This is a genomic window from Streptomyces sp. NPDC008163, assembly GCF_042956885.1.
Taxonomy (GTDB): domain Bacteria; phylum Actinomycetota; class Actinomycetes; order Streptomycetales; family Streptomycetaceae; genus Streptomyces; species Streptomyces drozdowiczii_A.
In genome coordinates, this window is the sequence record NZ_JBIBHG010000003.1 from 101,533 (window position 1) to 120,233 (window position 18,701).

General features: G+C 71.0%; 18 protein-coding genes. 12 read left to right on the plus strand and 6 right to left on the minus strand.

Translation table 11 applies throughout. The features are described 5' to 3' along the window. Positions 1–15 precede the first annotated feature (15 nt). From ACFZAT_RS08430 to ACFZAT_RS08445, 4 genes are read left to right on the plus strand one after another with little or no spacing between them, the layout of a single operon-like run. Positions 16–771: a TnsA-like heteromeric transposase endonuclease subunit gene (locus ACFZAT_RS08430; RefSeq protein WP_391262003.1), complete on the plus strand. Its 756-nt coding sequence runs from the start codon at positions 16–18 to the stop codon at positions 769–771. After that, complete coding sequence (locus tag ACFZAT_RS08435; RefSeq protein WP_391262006.1) at positions 768–2,948, plus strand: integrase; 2,181 nt, start codon at positions 768–770, stop codon at positions 2,946–2,948. The genes ACFZAT_RS08430 and ACFZAT_RS08435 overlap by 4 nt, the downstream gene beginning before the upstream one ends. Then, positions 2,945–4,090: an AAA family ATPase gene (locus tag ACFZAT_RS08440; protein WP_391262009.1), complete on the plus strand. Its 1,146-nt coding sequence runs from the start codon at positions 2,945–2,947 to the stop codon at positions 4,088–4,090. The genes ACFZAT_RS08435 and ACFZAT_RS08440 overlap by 4 nt, the downstream gene beginning before the upstream one ends. Next, complete coding sequence (locus ACFZAT_RS08445) at positions 4,087–6,663, plus strand: TniQ family protein (RefSeq protein WP_391262012.1); 2,577 nt, start codon at positions 4,087–4,089, stop codon at positions 6,661–6,663. The genes ACFZAT_RS08440 and ACFZAT_RS08445 overlap by 4 nt, the downstream gene beginning before the upstream one ends. Before the next feature lie 65 nt (positions 6,664–6,728). Here ACFZAT_RS08445 and trxB read toward each other — a convergent pair whose 3' ends face one another. Further along, a complete protein-coding gene (gene trxB, locus ACFZAT_RS08450; protein WP_391262015.1) occupies positions 6,729–7,703 on the minus strand; it encodes a thioredoxin-disulfide reductase in 975 nt (324 codons plus the stop codon). Beyond that, on the minus strand, positions 7,700–8,122 hold the full coding sequence (locus ACFZAT_RS08455) for an arsenate reductase ArsC (RefSeq protein ID WP_391262740.1): 423 nt from the start codon (positions 8,120–8,122) through the stop codon (positions 7,700–7,702). Before ACFZAT_RS08455 ends, trxB begins: the two co-directional genes overlap by 4 nt. Before the next feature lie 95 nt (positions 8,123–8,217). On the opposite strand from ACFZAT_RS08455, the gene ACFZAT_RS08460 reads away from it, so the two are divergent. From ACFZAT_RS08460 to ACFZAT_RS08470, 3 genes are read left to right on the plus strand one after another with little or no spacing between them, the layout of a single operon-like run. Beyond that, the gene (locus ACFZAT_RS08460) at positions 8,218–8,526 is read left to right on the plus strand and encodes a metalloregulator ArsR/SmtB family transcription factor (RefSeq protein WP_391262017.1); all 309 of its coding nucleotides are present in this window, start codon (positions 8,218–8,220) and stop codon (positions 8,524–8,526) included. Then, positions 8,523–9,641: an ACR3 family arsenite efflux transporter gene (gene arsB / locus ACFZAT_RS08465; protein WP_391262020.1), complete on the plus strand. Its 1,119-nt coding sequence runs from the start codon at positions 8,523–8,525 to the stop codon at positions 9,639–9,641. Before ACFZAT_RS08460 ends, arsB begins: the two co-directional genes overlap by 4 nt. Then, a complete protein-coding gene (locus tag ACFZAT_RS08470) occupies positions 9,638–10,696 on the plus strand; it encodes an ArsO family NAD(P)H-dependent flavin-containing monooxygenase (protein WP_391262022.1) in 1,059 nt (352 codons plus the stop codon). The genes arsB and ACFZAT_RS08470 overlap by 4 nt, the downstream gene beginning before the upstream one ends. A gap of 4 nt (positions 10,697–10,700) precedes the next feature. Here ACFZAT_RS08470 and ACFZAT_RS08475 read toward each other — a convergent pair whose 3' ends face one another. The 3 genes from ACFZAT_RS08475 to ACFZAT_RS08485 are packed head-to-tail and all read right to left on the minus strand — an operon-like array spanning position 10,701 to position 12,706. After that, entirely contained in the window at positions 10,701–11,186 is a 486-nt protein-coding gene (locus ACFZAT_RS08475) for a GNAT family N-acetyltransferase (RefSeq protein WP_391262742.1), read from the minus strand. A gap of 46 nt (positions 11,187–11,232) precedes the next feature. Continuing rightward, on the minus strand, positions 11,233–11,604 hold the full coding sequence (locus ACFZAT_RS08480) for a metalloregulator ArsR/SmtB family transcription factor (RefSeq protein ID WP_391262025.1): 372 nt from the start codon (positions 11,602–11,604) through the stop codon (positions 11,233–11,235). Between the two features lie 40 nt (positions 11,605–11,644). Then, complete coding sequence (locus tag ACFZAT_RS08485; protein ID WP_391262744.1) at positions 11,645–12,706, minus strand: FAD-dependent oxidoreductase; 1,062 nt, start codon at positions 12,704–12,706, stop codon at positions 11,645–11,647. Between the two features lie 110 nt (positions 12,707–12,816). Between ACFZAT_RS08485 and ACFZAT_RS08490 the strand changes: the two genes are divergently transcribed. Next, entirely contained in the window at positions 12,817–14,220 is a 1,404-nt protein-coding gene (locus ACFZAT_RS08490; protein WP_391262027.1) for an NAD(P)-binding domain-containing protein, read from the plus strand. Continuing rightward, positions 14,217–15,446, plus strand: a complete 1,230-nt coding sequence (locus ACFZAT_RS08495; RefSeq protein ID WP_391262030.1) for an MFS transporter — start codon at positions 14,217–14,219, stop codon at positions 15,444–15,446. The genes ACFZAT_RS08490 and ACFZAT_RS08495 overlap by 4 nt, the downstream gene beginning before the upstream one ends. Positions 15,447–15,761: 315 nt before the next feature. On the opposite strand, the gene ACFZAT_RS08500 is transcribed toward ACFZAT_RS08495, so the two are convergent. Beyond that, positions 15,762–16,130 carry a hypothetical protein gene (locus tag ACFZAT_RS08500; protein WP_391262032.1) on the minus strand — a complete coding sequence of 123 codons (369 nt, stop codon included), beginning with the start codon at positions 16,128–16,130 and terminating at the stop codon, positions 15,762–15,764. 513 nt (positions 16,131–16,643) lie between these two features. Here ACFZAT_RS08500 and ACFZAT_RS08505 point away from each other — a divergent pair. The 3 genes from ACFZAT_RS08505 to ACFZAT_RS08515 all read left to right on the plus strand — a co-directional run bounded on the left by ACFZAT_RS08505 (position 16,644) and on the right by ACFZAT_RS08515 (position 18,701). Further along, positions 16,644–17,837: a hypothetical protein gene (locus ACFZAT_RS08505; protein ID WP_391262035.1), complete on the plus strand. Its 1,194-nt coding sequence runs from the start codon at positions 16,644–16,646 to the stop codon at positions 17,835–17,837. 18 nt (positions 17,838–17,855) lie between these two features. Continuing rightward, positions 17,856–18,101: a hypothetical protein gene (locus tag ACFZAT_RS08510; protein WP_391262037.1), complete on the plus strand. Its 246-nt coding sequence runs from the start codon at positions 17,856–17,858 to the stop codon at positions 18,099–18,101. 378 nt (positions 18,102–18,479) lie between these two features. Continuing rightward, on the plus strand, positions 18,480–18,701 hold the full coding sequence (locus tag ACFZAT_RS08515) for a hypothetical protein (protein WP_391262746.1): 222 nt from the start codon (positions 18,480–18,482) through the stop codon (positions 18,699–18,701).

Here is an 18,701-nt window from a genome sequence, read left to right on the forward strand (position 1 = left end):
TCGCACCTTTCCAGTATGGCCGTACAGCGTCCGAGAAGGGGCCGCAGCAAGCTGCTCGCTCCTGTGGCGTCGATTCGGTACGCCGACGGGTCGACTCGTGAAGTCCCCTTCAGCCTGCTGCGGTTGAGGGACTTCGAGGAGTCCGAGCCGTGGCGCCGGGTTCGTTCGGTACACGGGATGGCGCACTACTCGGGCGACTACGCCTCGGCGACGACGGGCGGCCAGGTGGTCTATGAGAGCCGCCTGGAGTTGGCCCGTCTGCTGCTCGCCGACTTCGATCCCTCGGTGTGCGGCATCTTCGCGCAGCCCTTGCGCATGGTGGCGCAGGTCGACGGCAGGGTACGCAGCCATGTTCCGGACTTCCTCTTGGTGATGCGCTCGGGGACGGTGCGCATCGTCAACGTCAAGCCGGCCTCGCGCCTGCAGGACCCCAAGGTCGCGCAGGCGCTGGCCTGGCCGGGACACCTGATCGAGCGGCATGGCTGGGAGTACGAGATCTGGTCGGGAGCCGAGCCGACCCTGCTGGAGAACATCAGATTCCTCGCCGCCTATCGGCACCCCGGCGTTGTCCCCGCCGACGCAGTCGAACGGGCCTGGCAGGAAGTCGTCGACGGCGAGGAGCTGGCACTCGCCGAGCGGCGACTGGCCGGAGGCCGAGAGCCCGAAGAAGCCCGTCCGCCGCTCATGGCCTTGTTGTGGGCGGGACGGCTGACCACGGACCTCGCGGCCAGGCCGCTGTCGGGAGAGTGCGTACTGCGGAGGCGCGGATGAACCAGTGGACGACGACGCTGCGGCCAGGTCTGCCGATCGGGTTCGACGGTGAGCAGTTCACCGTCGCGGAGATCGAGGGGCGACGGATTCTCCTGCGCCAGTCGGCGCTGGCCGGGCCGCCGAGGCTGCGGCAGGTCGACATCTCCGTCTTGCTCGCCCATCCCACCACCGAGATCCTGGAGCCGGTCCCGGAAGAGGCGACGGCTTCCGCGGCCCTGCTGAGCGGCTTGGCCGACGAGGAGGACGACGAGCTGACCGTGAAGGTCCAGCACCTCCAGGAGGTCCTGACCGGATACCGGCTCGGCGACGCTGCGCTGGCACTCGACGGAGAGCCGCGGGCGGACTTCGCGCCGGGCAAGCCGCTGCTGCACCGCTACGCCGTCAAGGCCGCTGAGCTCGGCGTCGGGGTCAGCACGATCCGCCGGTGGACGGCGGCGTTCAAGAAGTCGGGCCCGGCCGGGCTCGTGGTCGACCGCCCCGTGCGCAGCGTGGTGGAGCGGGCGGATCACCGCTGGGTGGAGATGGCCGAGGAGGTCTTGAAGGCGCACGTCAAGGCGAGCCGTCCTGTGCGCGGGCTGATCCTCGCTGAGATCGAGGAACGGCTGGTCAAGAAGCACGGGGAAGGCGCGGTGCCGCTGCCGGCGAGCACGATGGGCTACGAGTTGCTGCGGCAGCTGGCCAAGGGGACCAACGCGTTCGAGGGGAGCACCAAGGGCAAGCGGTCAATCGCGGACGCCCCGCAGGGCACGTACGGCCGCCTGCGTGCCACTCGGCCGGGCGAGTACGTGGTCCTGGACACCAACAGCCTGGACGTCTTCGCGATGGAGCCGCTGACCTGCCGGTGGGTCCGGTGCGAGCTCACCGTCGCCATGGATCTCTACAGCAGGTGCATCGTGGGCCTGCGGCTGACTCCAGTCTCGACGAAGTCCGTCGATGTCGCAGGGGTGTTGTACGAGACGGTGCGTCCGCGCGAGGCCCGTGCCGGCGGAGGGGAGCCGTTGCCGTACGCCGGGGTGCCGTCCACCGTGGTGGTCGACGCGGAGAAGCTGGTGGACCGGGACGGACAGCCGCTGCTGCCGACGGTCGCCACGGAAACGATCATCTTCGACCACGGCAAGGTCTACCTGTCGAACCACATCAAGAGCGTCTGCGCGAAGCTGCGGATCTCGCTTCAGCCCGCTCGCCCGAAGACCCCGACCGACAAGCCGGTCGAGCGCTGGTTTCGGACTCTGAACCAGGGCCTGTTGGCAGCGCTGCCCGGCTACAAGGGCTCCGACGTGCACAGCCGGGGAGAGAAGGTCGAGGACGAGGCGTTCTTCTTCCTCGATGAGCTCGAAGCGGTCATCCGGGATTGGATCACCATGGTGTATCACCGGCGCCGCCACCGCGGGTTGTGCATCCCGGAGGTGCCGGGGCTGAAGCTGAGCCCGTTGGAGATGTTCGAGCACGGCGTCACGCGCGCCGGCCCGCTGCGGATTCCGCTGCGTCCCCATCTCGCCCTGGACTTCCTCGAAGAGTTCCGCGTCCCGATCCACCACTACGGCGTGGACATCGACGGCCTGCGCTACAACGGCGTGGGGCTCGACGGCCACCGCAACCAGCCCAGCCCGTACCGGGGCGTGGACGCGGGGAAGTGGCCGATCGCCATCGACTCCGGCGACATCACCAAGGCGTACTTCCAGGACCCGCAGACGCGGGAGTGGCACGTCCTCAACTGGGAGCACGCCGCTGCTCTGGGCATGCCGGTGAGCCGGGAGGCCCTTGCGTACGCCCGTCGGCTCGCAAAGCAGAAGGACCGGTTCCCGGACACCAAGCGCGCGCTGGTCGAGCTGCTGGAGCGGTGGGGTGCGGGGCTGACGCGGGATCGCACCGAGCGGCGCATGGCGGTTCGGCTGTCCCAGGAGCGACTGCGCATGGTCGGCAACGACGAGGCGCCCGACGCGACCGACGTCGTCGCCTCTCTCCCGTCCCTGCGGAAGGTGGCAGCCGCCGGCGGGCCCGGGGCCGGCGCAGAGGAGACGCAAGTCCCGGACCTGCGGGTCGTCGAGGGCGCGAGCGAGGTGCCGGGTGGGGACGATGACGAGGACGACGAGCTGGAAGCCGCCTTCCCGGGCGACGAGAACGGCGCCGCGATCGACGAGGACGACTACTACGCCGACGTCTGGGAGAGCCGTTGAGCACGGCGGGCGGCGCCGAGGACGCCGAGCCGTTCGAGGGCGACGACCGCCAGTACAGCCCGACCCGGCTGCCCGGATGGCTGCAGGAGGTCTACGGTCCTGACCGGATCCGGCCCGAGCAGCTGAGCCGGTCCCAGCTCGCAGACCTGTCGCCGCGAGCGCTCTCGGTCCACAACGACAACCGGGAGGTCTGGCACGCCAACATCGGCCCGATCGACACCCCGCAGCTGCTGGCGCTCCACGCGGACTTGCGCGAGATCGTGGAGTCGAACCGGCAGGACGGCAACAAGACGAAACCGGCAGCCCTGGTGGACGCCCACCCAGGGCTCGGCAAGAGCACGGCGGTGCGCGCATATGGCTGCGACCTGTTCAAACGACAGGTCAACCTGCGCGGGGACACCACTCCGGCCGGTGCCCGCAGGGTGCCCGTCATCTACATCGCGCTGAGCGGCAACACACAGATCCGCGGCCTGAACGCGGCGATCTGCCGGTTCTACGGGCTGCCCGTCAAGGGAGATGCCGACACCCTGGCCGAGCGGGCCGTGGACGCGGTGCTGTCGATGAAGACCGTCGCCATGATCATCGACGACATCCACTTCCTGGCCGGCTCGAAGTCCAACTCGGTCCGCATGGCCAACCAGCTCAAGTACCTCTCCAACGTCTTCCCCGTCACCCTGATCTACGTCGGCGTCGGAGTCCAGGAACGCGGCATCCTCCATGAAGGCTTCTCGCCGAAGGAGAGCCCGCTCGCCCAGTTCGGGCGCCGCACCACGGCGCTGACGCTGCCGCCCTTCCAGGTCGATGACGACGAGAGCCGCCTGCAGTGGCACCGACTGCTCAAGACGATCGAACAGAAACTCGTCCTGGCCGAGAAGTACCCCGGCATGCTCGCCGAGGACCTCTCGGACTACCTCTTCGCCCGCTCCACCGGGCACTTCGCATCGCTGATGTCGCTCATCAACCGCGGCTGCCTGCGCGCGATCCGAGGCGGGCACGAGCGCCTGGACAAGGAACTGATGAACCAGGTGAAGAACGACGCCGCAGCCGAGGAGGCGCGCAAGGAACTCGAAGCCGAGCTCAAGGCAGGTCTCAAGACCACGCGGCCTACCCTGGACCCGCGACGGCCAAGGAAGTCGGCATGACGGGCTGGAGTGACGAGCGCATCCCCATCGCCGTGGCGCCCGCCCCGGGGGAGGCTCTGGACAGCTGGCTGGAGCGGTACGCCCAGCGGCTTCGGATCAACACCTTGGACTTCGTCGACTATCTCGGCCTGCCGCACTCGTCCGCGCGCACGATGGTCCGCCGCCTCACCGACGACGAACGCGACGTGCTTCAGCGCCGCACCGGGATCGGCGCCGAGCAGCTGAGGGCGATGACCCTGGAGCCGTACGACGGCTCCCTCGTGCGCATCGACCCGGTATCGCGGCGCCTTAGGTGTCCGCCCGCCTGGCGGCACTACGGCACGACGTCCCGCTACTGCCCGGCCTGCCTTCGGGAGGAGCAGACGCGGTGGCAGGTGCGCTGGCGCCTCGGCTGGGCTTTCGCCTGCACCCGGCACGAACTGCTGCTGCTCGACCAGTGCCCCCAGTGCGGGAACGCCCCGCCCGTGGCCACCCGCGGCCGGCACCGCGTCGTGCCGCGGCCGGAGACCTGCCGGTCCTGGATCATTCAGCGGGGCCAGGACGTCCGCTGCGACTTTCCCCTTGCCCAGGCGCCGGCGGTCCGCCTGCCCACGGACGGGTCGGTCCTCGTGGCCCAGCACGCGGTCGACATCTCCGTGCTCGCCGACCACCACGGCGCCGCGTCACGCCAGCGCAGTGGCGAGCTGTCGTTCCTGGGCCGGCGGGCCCTGCGCGGCATCCACGCGCAGCTCGACCTGGCGCCACCGGTGGTCCATGAGGTCCTCGCGGAGTGCGGCGGGACCACACCCCGGGTCGCCGCCACGCACGAAGTACACGACACGCAGTACATCGCCGTCGGCACGGCCCTGGCCGTCATCGCGACAGACCTGGAACACCCCGCCTGCGACGAGCTGTTCGCGTGGCTGCACCGCGGCCACGGGCAGCCCATCGGCGTCCCCCGCGATCATCCCACCTCGGACCTGGGGAACTGGAGGCCGGCCGGAGCACGCGTGATCTCGCGGATCCTCAAAGCCTCGGACCCACAGCTCACCCTCAAGGCCCGGCTGCGCTACAGGACGGCGACCCCCGATCCCGCGGCTCCCGCGCTGACCGAAGAACAGGTGAGCCAGCGGGCAGCGAAACTGCCCGGGATGCTCTGGGCGTCCTGGATGCTGCGGCTGCTGCCGGCCAAGTCCGCGCACCAACCGCGGATCGGCGGCATGCGTCGCGCCTGCGTGAACCTGATGCTGATCCCCGGCGGCCCGATCGGGCATCGGCAGGCCACCCGGCTCATGGGCAACAGCCACTTCCGCAGCCAGCAGGAGGCCCTGCTGGCCTTCGTGGACGCGGACCACATCGCCAGCGCGCTGGCGCACTTCGCGCACGTCGTCGACGCGCACACCATCCCCATCGACTACGCCCGCCGACGCAATCTGTTCGCCGACGAGAGCGTCGAGCTGGCCCTCGACGAGAGGCGGCACCGTGAGATCTGCCGCAGCTTCGGCAGCCGCCAGTTCACACCGGTACATCAGGAGCGGGCCCGCTGGCAGGTGCGCCGCCTGCTGCTGGGGGCCGAGCCCTACCGAGGCAACCACCCACCCGCCTGGGCTCACCGCTTCACCTACCGGCTGCATCCCGATCTTCGTGCCTTCTTCGACGATCAGGCCGCTGCCACCCTCGCGGCCCACGGGATCAACGAACCGGTGTGGTGGGAGCCGCCCGACGACTGGCTCGACGGCACCGTGCTGCCCGTCGCCCCGCTGGGCATCACCACGGACCGCCTGGCCGCGCTCCTAGCCCCGGGGCCGGCCGCCGGCGAGGTGGCCAAGGAACTCGGCCTCACGATGCACCAACTGCGGCTGCTGCTGGAGAGCCAAGGGATCAGCGCCCCGAAACCGCCCAAACCCCGAGGGCCAGGGCACCCCACTCCCCGGAAAGGGAACCTTGCGCCCGATCGCCTGCGCCACCTCTACGAACACCGGGGGATGCAGCAGAAGGACATCGCCGAGCTCGCCGGCTGCAGCCCCGGCATCGTCCGCTACTCCTTGAGGGAGGCCGGAATCCCGCTCCGGCCGCGCCGCGCGGCCGGAGAACTCGCCCGGTCCGTCGACCCCGACTGGCTCAGAATCGAGTACCACGTCAAAGGGCGCACGGCCGCGGACATCGCGCGGGAGCTCAACACCGGCGGAGGCAGCATCACCAACCTCCTCGACGCATGGGGGATCCCTCGGCATCCCCTGCGCGGTCACGTCCCTCCGCCGCGCGTCCACCCGAATCCGTTCGCTGATCTGCCGGTGACGCTCTCGCCGGCCATGCACCGCATCAGCATCCGCCAGAACAGTCTGACGGCCCTGCGGAGCGCGGTGCTGGTGCCGGGATACCCCACGCGCCGCTCGGCAGCCCTCACCCTCGGCATCCCCCGGACGACGTTCAACGCCCACCTTCGCCTGGTGGAGGACGGCGCCGGATTCGCCGTATTCAACCACCGCAAGCGGCCGGTCCGAGTGACGCCCCGCGGCCAATCTCTCATCCGGGAGGCGAAGCACCTGATCGCCCTCTTGGACGCGGCACGCGCGGCACGCCAGGAGGGGTAAACCGGCCGGTCAAGCCGCAGCTCAGAGCTCCTTGCGGGGGTCGGTGGAGATGCCGGGGCCGGGATTCAGACCACGAGGGCGGCAGTGTTCTCGTCAGTGTCCCGGGCACTGCGAGCGGCGAGGTACCGCTCGGCGTCCAGGGCCGCGGCCGCGCCGGTGCCGGCGGCGGTGATGGCCTGGCGGTAGGTGTGGTCGACGACGTCGCCGGCGGCGAACACCCCCGGCAGGCTGGTACGCGTCGTCGGGGCGGCGACGGTGATGTAGCCCTCGCCATCAAGGTCGAGCTGGCCGGCGAACAGCTCGGTGCGCGGGTCGTGGCCGATGGCAATGAACAGCCCCGTGACGTCCAAGTCGCGGGTGGCGCCGGTGAAGACGTCGCGCAGGACGACGCCGCCGAGCATGCCGTTCGTCTCCTTGATCTCGGCGATCTCGCTGTCGAAGGCGAAGGAGATCTTGTCGTCCGCGAAGGCCCGGTCCTGCATGACCTTGGAGGCGCGCAGGGTGGAGCGTCGGTGGACGACGGTGACCGACTTGGCGAAGCGGGTGAGGAAGGTGGCTTCCTCCATGGCAGTGTCGCCGCCGCCGACCACGACGATGTCCCGGTCACGGAAGAAGAACCCGTCGCAGGTCGCGCACCAGGACACGCCCCGGCCGGACAGCTCTTCCTCCTGCGGCAGGCCGAGCTTGCGGTAGCCGGAACCGGTGGCGATGATCACCGTCTTCGCGCGGTGGACGGTGCCGGCGGAGTCGGTGAGGAGCTTGATGTCGCCGGTGAGGTCCACTCCGACGATGTCGTCGTCGATCATCTCGGCACCGAACTTCTCGGCCTGGGCCCGCATGTTCTCCATCAGGACCGGCCCGTCGACGCCGTCGGGGAAGCCGGGGAAGTTCTCGACCTCGGTGGTGGTCGTGAGTGAACCGCCGACGAAGATGCTGCTGCCGAAGAGCAGGGGCCGCAGCTGGGCGCGTGCGGTGTAGAGGGCGGCGGTGTATCCGGCGGGGCCGGAGCCGATGATGACGACCTCGCGTATCTCGCTCACGCCGTCGCCTCCGGCTTCGCCGGGGCGATCTCGGCGATCAGGCCCTCGACGAGGGTCTTGATCTCGTCGCGGATCGGGCGGACGGCCTCGACGCCCTGGCCGGCCGGGTCCTCGAGCTTCCAGTCGAGGTAGCGCTTGCCGGGGAAGACGGGGCAGGTGTCGCCGCAGCCCATGGTGATGCAGACGTCCGACTCGCGGACCGCGTCGACGGTGAGGATCTTCGGCGTCTCCTTGGAGATGTCGATGCCGACCTCGGCCATGGCCTCGACGGCGGCCGGGTTCACGGCGGCACCCGGGTTGGAGCCGGCGGAACGGACCTCGACGCGGTCTCCGGCCAGGTGAGTCAGCCAGGCGGCGGCCATCTGGGAGCGGCCGGCGTTGTGGACGCAGACGAACAGGACGGACGGCTTGTCGGCCATGGTGATCGTTCTCTCTCGTCGCATGGCGGAACCCAGCCGCCGATGACTTCAGTCCCCGCTGGTATCAGCGAGTGGTGATGTGAGAGTATCAGTGCATGCTGACTTCAGTCGATCCTGATGTGATCCGGGTGCTGGGCGATCCGCTCCGCCTCCAGATCGTGACCCTGCTGGCGCGCGAGACGCTCTGCACGACGCACCTGGTCGAGGAGACCGGAGCCAAGCAGACCAACCTGTCCAACCACATGAAGGTGCTGCGCGAGGCCGGGCTGGTGGAGACCGAGCCGTGCGGCCGCTTCATCTACTACAAGCTCAAGCCCGAGGTCCTGGCCGGCCTATCCGAGCAGCTCGCTGAACTCGCCGCCTCCGCCCGCACCGCCGCCGAGAACAAGAGGGCCTGCCCGTGACCTCCACCGAGCCCACCACCGCCCGCACCCAGGGCGCCGGCCCAGCCGGGGACGACTCGATCGTCAAGAAGCTCTCCACCCTCGACCGCTACCTCGCGGTGTGGATCCTGCTCGCCATGGCCGTCGGTCTGGGCCTGGGCCGGATTGTCCCGGGGATGAACGACGCGCTCGCGAAGATCGAGATCGGCGGGATCTCCCTGCCGATCGCGCTCGGTCTGCTCGTGATGATGTATCCGGTCCTGGCGAAGGTCCGCTACGACCGGCTCGACGCCGTCACCGGCGACAGGAAGCTGATGGCCTCCTCGCTGGTCATCAACTGGATCGTCGGCCCGGCGGTGATGTTCGCGCTCGCGTGGATCTTCCTGCCGGACCTGCCCGAGTACCGCACCGGCCTGATCATCGTGGGACTTGCCCGCTGTATCGCCATGGTGATCATCTGGAACGACCTCGCCTGCGGCGACCGGGAGGCCGCCGCCGTCCTTGTCGCCCTGAACTCGGTGTTCCAGGTCCTCGCGTTCGGTCTGCTGGGCTGGTTCTACCTCGACCTGCTGCCCCGCTGGATGAACCTCGGCGACGGCCAGGGCCTGGACGTGTCCGTCTGGCACATCGCGCTGAACGTCATCATCTTCCTCGGCATCCCGCTGCTGGCCGGCTTCCTCACCCGCCGCATCGGCGAGCAGAAGCTGGGCCGCGAGAACTACGAGGCGAAGTTCCTTCCGAAGATCGGCCCGTGGGCGTTGTACGGCCTGCTGTTCACGATCGTCATCCTCTTCGCCCTCCAGGGGAAGACCATCACCTCGCAGCCGCTGGACGTCGCCCGGATCGCGCTGCCGCTGCTGGTCTACTTCGCCGTGATGTTCTTCGGCACCTTCCTCCTTGGCAAGGGACTGGGCCTGGCCTACGACCGCACCACGACGCTGGCCTTCACCGCGGCGGGCAACAACTTCGAGCTGGCCATCGCGGTCGCCATCGCCACCTTCGGCGTCACCTCCGGCCAGGCCCTGTCCGGGGTCGTCGGCCCGCTCATCGAGGTCCCAGTGCTGATCGGCCTGGTCTACGTCGCGCTCGCCTGGCGCAAGAAGTTCGCCGCCGACGCGGTGACGACGGCGCCGTGACGCAGCAGACGGATGTGGTGGTGGTCGGCGGCGGCCAGGCAGGGCTCGCCGCCGCCTACCACCTGCACCGCCAGGGCCTCGACTTCGTCATCCTGGACGCCGATCCGGCTCCAGGCGGGGCCTGGCAGCACATGTGGGACTCGCTGCACCTGTTCTCCCCGGCCGAGCACTCCTCCCTGCCCGGCCGCCTCATGCCCGCCCAGGCGGGCGAGACCTACCCGGGCGCCGGGCACGTGGTGGACTACCTCGCCGACTACGAGAAGCGCTACGACCTGCCTGTTCAGCACGGCACCCGCGTGGACGCCGTACGCCGTGACGCGGACCGCCTCCTGGTCGAAGCGGACTCCGCGACGTGGCGGGCCCGTGCGGTCATCAGCGCCACCGGCAGCTGGTCGCGGCCGTTCATCCCTGCTGTCCCCGGCCGCAGCGTCTTCACCGGGCGGCAGCTGCACACGGTGAACTACCGTTCGCCGGCGGACTTCGCTGGACGGCGCGTGATCGTGGTCGGCGGCGGGAACTCCGGCGCCCAGATCGCCGCCGACCTCGCCCTGGACGGCCACGTCGAGGTGACGTGGGTGACCCAGCGCCCACCGCGTTTCCTCCCCGACGACATCGACGGCCGTGCCCTGTTCGATGTCGCCACCGCCCGCCGCCGCGCCCTGGACGCCGGCCGCAGCGACACCGGCGGCGTCGCCTCCCTCGGCGACATCGTGGCCGTGCCGCCCGTCCGCGCGGCCCACGACGCCGGGCTCCTCACCGCGAAGCCGATGTTCGCCCAGCTCACGGCAACCGGTGTCCGGTGGGCTGACGGCAGCCAGAGCGACGCGGACGCGGTGATCTGGTGCACCGGCTTCCGCCCGGCCCTGGCCCACCTTGCCCCGCTGAACCTGCGGGGTCCGCGCGGGCACATCTCCACCGACGGCACGCGCGCCCTCGGTGAGCCGCGGTTGCACCTGCTCGGTTATGGCGACTGGACCGGACCGGCCTCGGCCACCCTCATCGGAGTCGGCCGCCCGGCCCGCGACGCCGCCCGCGCGATCACACAGCTGTCGTGACCGGTCAGGTGATGGTGGGGCTGCGGCGCTCGACGAGGACGACGTCGCGCCAGACGCCGTGATGGCGCCCGATCCGCTCCCGCGTGCCGATGACACGAAAGCCGGCCCGTTGGTGAACAGCGAGGCTGGCGGTGTTCTCGGGGAAGATCCCCGACTGGATCGTCCAGATCCCCGCTCGTTCAGTGGAATCGACCAGAGCCTTGAGCAGGGCGGAGGCGACGCCGCGACCGCGGGCGGCGGGGTGGACGTAGACGGAGTGCTCCACCACGCCCGCGTAGGCGCACCGGTCGGAGACCCGGCTCGCGGCCACCCAGCCCAGCACCGTTCCGTCCACGTCGAGGGCGGCGAAGCGGTGCTCGGGCAGCTTCGCGGCGTCGAATGCCTCCCAGACGGGTGCGACGGTCTCGAAGGTGGCGTTCCCCTCGTCGATCCCCGCCTGATAGATGGCAAGCACCTGCCTGGCGTGCTCCGGTTCCAGCGGCACGATCACCGCGCTCACAGATCCACTCCCCACAACGTCCCCCCTCTCATCACGCTCAGGCTGCGGCCGGCATGGTCAGCAGCTGGCCCATCGCGGCGAGCACCGACGGCTCGACCCGGTAGTACACCCAGGTACCGCGCCGCTCGGAGGTGAGCAGCCCGGCCTCCTTCAGCTTCTTCAGGTGGTGGGACACCGTGGGCTGGGAGACGCCAACGTCGGAGATATCGCACACGCACGCCTCCCCGCCCTCGTGCGAGGCCACGGCGGAGAACAGCCGCAGCCGGACCGGGTCACCGAGCGCCTTGAACATCCGCGCCGCCGTCTCGGCCTCCTCGGCGGTCATCGGGCGCTCGGTCAGCGGCGGGCAGCACGGCGCCACACCCTGTCCGTCGGCTTCGAGCAGCGGCAGCGCCTTGGCATTCGACATGCGTCTATGTTGACACATGTCGAACTAGTGCGGGAGTCCGTCACCGGCGTGCGAGGTGGGCGGCCAGGCGTCGGGCGATCCGTTCCGCGTCCCGGCCCACGCCGCGCAGGGAGTTCGACGACAGGCTGCGCTGCCATTCCAGCCCGACGAACGCTAGACCCGGCACACCGGTGGCGAGGCCCTCGCGGTGTTGGGGGTTCCGGTCGGCGTCGAGAGCGCCGTCGAGGCCGGTGAGGTAGGGCAGGTCGGGGCGGTAGCCGGTGGCGAGCACGATCGCGTCGACCTCCTCCCGGCTTCCGTCCGGCCAGACGAGCTTGGCCCCGTCGGCGCCGGTGAACAGCGGCCGCCAGTCGGGTCGACTTGCGGCCAGGGCGGCCCGGTAGCGGCCGTCGTCAAGGACCGGCTGTGCCGGCGGGCACGCAAGGAACCGGCCGAGGGGCGCGGTGTCCAGGCCGGTACGGGTCGTCCAGAAGTGCAGGTCGCGGCCGAGGATGCGCTGGGCTGTGAACTTCACCGGCCCGCGGGTGGCGAGTGTGACCCGTGCCGTCTCGGCGAGCTCGGCGGCGATCTGCACGGCGGAGTTCCCGGCCCCGACCACGACCACCCGGCGGCCGGCGAAGGGGGCCGGGCTGCGGTAGTCGGCGGCGTGCAGCACCTGCCCGGTGAACTCCTCCAGGCCCGGCAGTGCGGGCCGGTGCGGGTGCCCGAATGTCCCGGAGGCCGCCACGATGGCCTGCGCGGACAGCTGGCCGCCGCCCTCCAGTTCCACTGCGAAGCCGTCGCCGGTACTGCGGACCGCGGTGACGCGGCTGCCGGTGCGGATGTCGGCGTCCAGGCGGCCGGCGTAGGCGGTGAGGTAGGCGACGACCTCGTCGCGGTGCGGGTAGCGGTCGCGGTCGGCGCCGGGGAACAGCATCCCGGGCAGGGAGCTGTACCGGGCGGGGGAGAACAGCGTGAGGCTGTCGTAGTAGTGCGGCCACGACCCGGCCGCACGGTCGGATGCCTCCAGCACCACCGGCCGCAGTCCGCGCCGCAGCAGTGCGTGGGCGGTGGCGAGTCCGGACTGGCCGCCGCCGATGACGGCGACGTCGATGTGCTCCATCAGCGAATCCCCCTGGGTTCGATGGATGTCTATGTTGACGCTCATCAATACAGGTGTCATGCTGGGCCGCGCAAGCCATCGACAGATGTCGAAACACGCAAGGAGTCGCCGTGAACGCGCCCGCCACCACCGAGCTGCCCGTCGTCGTGATCGGGGCCGGCCCCGCCGGTCTGGCCGCCGCCGCCCACCTCATCGACCAGGGCATCGAACCCCTGGTCCTGGAAGCCGGGCCCACCGCTGGCGCCGCGGTGCGCGAGTGGTCGCACGTGCGGCTGTTCTCCACTTGGGGCGAGGTCGTCGACCCCGCCGCCGAGAAGCTCCTGGCGCCCACCGGCTGGACCCGCCCCGACCCGGCCACCTACCCCTCCGGCGGCGACTGGGCCGACCTCTACCTGCAGCCGCTCGCCGACGTCCTCGGCGACCGTGTCCGCACCGGCGCCACCGTCACCGGTGTCTCGCGCAGCGGACGGGACCGGATTGTGGACGCCGACCGCGAGCAGCAGCCGTTCGTCGTGCACGTCGCCCACACCGACGGCCGTGAGGAGCGCCTCTTCGCCCGCGCCGTCATCGACGCCTCCGGCACCTGGACCACGCCCAGCCCGGCCGGCGGCAGCGGACTGCCCGCGCTCGGCGAAAAGGCCGCCGCGGACCGGATCACCTACCGCGTCCCGGACCTGAAGAACCCCGCCGTCCGCGCCCGGTACGCGGGTAAGCGCACCGCCGTGATCGGCTCCGGCGCCTCCGCGTTCACCGCACTCGCCTACCTCGCCGACCTCGCCAAGTCCGACGACGGCGCGGGCACCAAGGGCGTGTGGATCCTGCGCCGGGGCATCTCCAGCTCCACCTTTGGCGGCGGAGAAGCCGACCAGCTCCCGGCGCGCGGGGCCCTGGGCCTGGCGGCCAAGGCCGCCGTCGGCGCCGGTCACGCGGACGCGGTCACCGGCTTTCGCACCGAGGCGATCGAGCGGGCGGACGACGGCCGCCTGGTCCTGGTCGGCGAGGACGGCCGCCGCCTGGACCCGGTCGACGAGGTCATCGTGCTGACCGGCTTTCGCCCGGACCTGTCCTTCCTCGACGAGCTGCGCCTGGGCCTCGACGAGCGCCTCCAGGCCCCCACCGAGCTGGCACCGCTGATCGATCCCAACCAGCACTCCTGCGGCACCGTCTACCCGCACGGCCACCGCGAGCTCTCCCACCCGGAGCAGGGCGTGTACCTGGTCGGCATGAAGTCCTACGGCCGCGCCCCGACCTTCCTGGCGATGACCGGCTACGAGCAGGTCCGCTCCGTCGCCGCCGCGATCGCCGGCGACCTAGAGTCCGCCGACCGCGTCGAACTCACCCTGCCCGAGACCGGGGTCTGCGGCGGTGCGGGCCTGTTCGACGCCCCCGACGCTGCTCAGGGCGACGGCGGCGGTTGCTGCGCCCCGGCGCCGCAGCTCGTCCAGCTCGGCGCCCCGGCCGCGGTCGGCGTGGCTGCCGAAGAGGCGCCGGCGGGCGGCTGCTGCGGCTCGTGACCAGCCTGGGCACCCCCGCGCGCGGGGCCGCGACCGGAACGGGGGACCGGTCGCGGCCCCGCGCCGCCCTGCCCGCCCTCTGCGCCACGCAGATCGTGAGCTGGGGCATCGTCTACTACGCCTTCCCCGTCCTCAATCCGCAGATCACCGCCGCGACCGGCTGGCCGGCCGGGGCGACCACCGCGGCGTTCTCCCTCGGTCTCGTCGTCTCCGCCCTCGCCGGAATCCGCGTCGGGCGCATCCTCGACCGGCGCGGCCCGCGCGCCGTCATGACCGCAGGGTCTGTGCTCGGCGTCATCAGCCTGCTGATCGTGGCTGCGGCCCCGAACCTCCCGCTCTTCATCGCCGGTTGGATGCTCGCCGGGCTCGCGATGGCCGCCACCTTCTACCAGCCCGCGTTCGCCGCCCTCACCCGTTGGTGGGCCCCCGACCACGTGCGCGCCCTGACCGTCGTCACCCTCGCCGGCGGGCTCGCCTCCACTGTCTTCGCACCCCTGACCGCGGCCCTCGCCGAGCACCTGTCCTGGCGCCACACCTACCTTGTGCTCGCCGGCATCCTCGCCGCCGTCACCATCCCCGCTCACGCCCTGGCATTGCGCGCGCCCTGGCCCGACGCCCCAACCAGCCCCGCACATGCGGCCGGAGGCGCTGACGGGGTCGGGCGCAGCCGACCGTTCCTCCTGCTCGCTGCCGCCTTCACCCTGTCCGGCTTCGCGATGTACGCGGTCGTCGTCGCCCTCGTCCCACTCCTCCTCGAACGCGGGTACACCACCAGCCAGGCCGCCTGGGCCCTCGGCATCGGCGGCGCCGGACAGACCCTCGGCCGCACCCTGTACGCCGCCCTCGCACGCCGTACCACCGCCACCGCCCGCACCACGATCCTCATCGCGCTGGGCGGACTGACCGCCGCCGCCTTCGCTGCCGCCCCGGGCCCGTACGCCCTGCTCATAGCAGTAGCGGTAGTGGCCGGCATGGTCCGCGGCAACCTCACCCTTCTGCAAGCCACCGCCATCACCGACCGCTGGGGCGCAACCCACTACGGTCGCCTCTCCGGACTCCTGGCGGCACCAGCAACCACCGCCGCAGCCCTCGCGCCGTTCGCCGGAGCAGCCCTCGCCGGAACCCTCGGCGGCTATCCACACCTCTTCGGCCTGCTGGCGCTAGTCTCCGGGCTCGCCGCCCTAACCGCGCTGGGTACGGCACACGCCCACGCATACGGTCGGTAGTCGGCCCCGGCCCTCTTCAACAGCCGAACCCAACGGGTTCGGCGGGACATCTCGCCCAGGCATCCATGCCAAGCGGCCGCAACATAGCCGACGATCGCCGGTTTGGGTAACCGGCGATCGTAGGGACCATTGAAGCTCACCCCGTCCCCGAGCTTCCAGCGGAGAACAGTGCCACCCTTCTTGCGGCCCCGTAGCCAGGGCTTGCTACCGCCAGTGACTACCACTCAGGTCCCGGCGGCCGACTCTGCTCATGATCGCCGAGCACACGCGCTGCTCGGTAGGCGCGGAAATCGGGGTTTCCGCAGGAGCCAGTGCTCATGAAGTCGCGATCCCTACAGCCGGGACGGCGGCCTGATGGCCCCTCCTGCCTTCGCTGGACTCGCCCGGCGAATCGATGCGCACGTCGCCGAATTCCCCGCCACTGCCGCAGATGTGTCCGTAGCCGACCTCCTCGACGATATCGGCATGCTGAACCAATACCTCCAGCACATCGCGGAGCACATACAGGAGCGGTTCGCCAACCCGGACAATGTGGGGCTGGCCGAGCGTACGTTGCTCTGCGAGACGGTTGAGGCAGCCGGTCAAATCGCTAAGGCGCAGCACTATTTGACGTCCGCCCTGACGTATATGACCGCGGGCTTCCGAAAGGAGCTGATGCTCCGCTCCTACCCGCACCTGGCGCACGACCCCGACCTGGCCCTCACCATCGCCACCGAGAAATACGGCGAAGCGGGAAACCGCCTACGCACAGCCTCCCACTGGCTGGACAGCACCACCCGTACCGGGCAGCGCCCGACAACGGCTCCTCCACGCCTCCGCTCGTCCCCTACCGCCAGCACAATGCCAGCCCGGCGCTGAGGCGGAGTCCACCACGCGCGCCCCCTGCCCGGTCCACGCTCCCGCCCGAAGCCGGCCTCCGCGGAAGACGGCGGCTTCGACCTCTCCTGAGAGATCGCCGCTGCCGGCGGCCGTCCTCCCCACCCTGCTCCCCAACGGCCCCGACCGGGCACCCACCGCTGTTCCGCACCACCTTCAGGAGGCTCCCGCCCCTTTGCATCCCAACACCCACTTCGCGGTCGGCGTCCACGAGGAACATGGCTTCGTCGCCTCCTTCACGGCGTCCCCGGCGCCGCTCCCGCCGAAGCCGTCCTACGCACCAACCGTGCACTTGACGGCATCGGGCGGCGGGCGGGCCCGATGACAGTGACCAGCACTCCGCCCCCTGGCCCATCCGGGCCGAGCGCCGCGGAACTCTCCAATGCCGCAGGCAACTTCCGCATCCGTATGTCGGCGATCGACCGCGAGACCGACGCCGCGCTCGACAGCACGCGTGATCGCCATGGCCGTACCGTCCGCCCCGGTGCCGCGGAAGCCGCACGGGCCCGCCGCGACAAGGCCGCGGTGGAGGCATACCGCGCCCATCTCGCCCCGCACGCCGAGGCCCTCCTCGATGTCGCCCGCCTCGTGCTCGACGAGCTGCCCCCGGCCCGGCACCTGGCGGGGTGGCGAGCCGTACTGGACGGACTGTCCGCCTCCACCTCCGAGATCCGCCGGGTCCTCGACCGACCGGTCGACCCCGGCTCCGGGGAAGAGCGCGCTCAGCACGCGGTCCTGTGGCCCCACCTCACCGTCTGGGCGGACCACGGCTACATCGCGTGCAACCTGGCCGACCAGCGCGACGGCGGCCGGCATCAGTCAAGTCCGCTGACCGACGAGGAACGCCAGAAGTGGACCGAGAGGGCCGTGGCCGCGCAGCGGCGCGGTGAACTGGAGCTGACCGAGTCGTGGTACGCGGCCGACGGGCAGTCGATCACCCTCGCCTACCTGGTTGAAGACGACGATTCCACGGTGGTCGCGCTGCGCGGCGACCCGGGCGTACCCGGCTGGCAGGTCATCGGGCACTACACCCACGAGTACGAGGCGGGCCAGGACCTGCCCGCTCCCGTACCGCCCGGCGTGCTGCGCCCGGACCATTCCCGGTACAACCGCCCCGCACCGGCGCCGGAGATGTCTCTGCAGGACCTCATCCGGGATGTCATCGAAGGCCGCACCGCCGGTGACGCATCGAACGCTCTTCTCGGCGCCGTCCAACGCGGCTTCGCCGCCGGCCCCATGATCCGGCTCCAGGACCTCCTGGAGAGGAGCGCCCAGTTCGCCAGCGCTCTGGAGACCGCTCAAGGCCAGCAGATCGCCGCCCGGCTCTCCACGCTCGCCCGCCAGATCGAGTTCCTCACCCGCGAAGTCCAAGAGGCGGCCGAGGACCTCGGGGCAACGGTCGCCGTCCTGCCCCCGCACCGCACCCCCGTCCTGCGCGCACGCCCGCGCCCCGCCGTCGACACCTCGCCACCCGTGCCGCCGCCCGTCGCCGGCAGGCCCGCCCGCCACCGCTGAGACCCCAGAAAGCACCCGTTGTCCCTGACGTCACCCCCGGCCCCTGTACCGCGCATCACGTACGGCGCGGTACTGGGCAGCCCGTACGTCGCCCGCCTCCTCGGCGGCACCCTCGCCAGCCGGCTCCCCAACGGCGTCGGCGGTCTGGTCTACGGGCGCCGTACCAGGCCGGGCGCGGCCACCCGAGGGCTGATCGTCTCCACCGCCGCGCTCCTGGGCGGGTGGCTGCCGCTTCTTGCTCTCCGGTTCCCGGTGCGGTCCTGACCATCGTGGTCGTCTGTGCCTACGTCACCACCGGCGCCCCCGCCGCCGGGGGCCATACCACCGAGGCGTACGTGTGGCTGATCCTCTCGATCGGCGCCGGGCGGTCCGCCGGTACCGCCCTCGCCGGGCGTCTCGCCGAGCACCCGCACCGCGCTTCCCGACGCGGGCACGGCGTTCGCTCGTGCCGTCCCTCTCGCCGCGCACCGGAGTCTGGGCCTGCGCGGATTCCCGCAGCGCGCCCGTCGCCACCGCCCGCTCCGAGGCCGGAGCTGTACTGAAAGCTCCGGGTCCGCCCCGGCTTCGCCCAGCACCCCAACACTTCCCGCCTCCACTGATAGGAATCCCGCCGTGCCCGAAGAAGTAACAGCAGAGCCGTTCATCCCGATCCGGCACAACATCACCGGCGAGATCACCACCACCGGCTACAACGCCGCAGCCCGGCGAATCCTGCTCCAGTCCGGCTTCGATTCGGCACCAGACTGCGCCTGCCGAGCGACGGAAACCGGTACGGAGCGCACGCACGGGCCTGCGCAGAGGCCAGCGAACTGCTCGTCGCCAGCCGTCGCGTGCGCCTGGGTCGAGCCCTCGGTCGACCAATGA

What these genes read in the sequence shown, in the direction of transcription:
- ACFZAT_RS08430 (WP_391262003.1), top strand. Translation starts at nt 16, where the DNA reads ATGGCCGTACAGCGTCCGAGAAGGGGCCGCAGCAAGCTGCTCGCTCCT.
- ACFZAT_RS08435 (WP_391262006.1), top strand. Translation starts at nt 768, where the DNA reads ATGAACCAGTGGACGACGACGCTGCGGCCAGGTCTGCCGATCGGGTTC.
- ACFZAT_RS08445 (WP_391262012.1), top strand. Translation starts at nt 4,087, where the DNA reads ATGACGGGCTGGAGTGACGAGCGCATCCCCATCGCCGTGGCGCCCGCC.
- ACFZAT_RS08455 (WP_391262740.1), bottom strand. Translation starts at nt 8,122, where the DNA reads ATGGCCGACAAGCCGTCCGTCCTGTTCGTCTGCGTCCACAACGCCGGC.
- ACFZAT_RS08460 (WP_391262017.1), top strand. Translation starts at nt 8,218, where the DNA reads ATGCTGACTTCAGTCGATCCTGATGTGATCCGGGTGCTGGGCGATCCG.
- ACFZAT_RS08480 (WP_391262025.1), bottom strand. Translation starts at nt 11,604, where the DNA reads ATGTCGAATGCCAAGGCGCTGCCGCTGCTCGAAGCCGACGGACAGGGT.
- ACFZAT_RS08485 (WP_391262744.1), bottom strand. Translation starts at nt 12,706, where the DNA reads ATGGAGCACATCGACGTCGCCGTCATCGGCGGCGGCCAGTCCGGACTC.
- ACFZAT_RS08505 (WP_391262035.1), top strand. Translation starts at nt 16,644, where the DNA reads ATGACAGTGACCAGCACTCCGCCCCCTGGCCCATCCGGGCCGAGCGCC.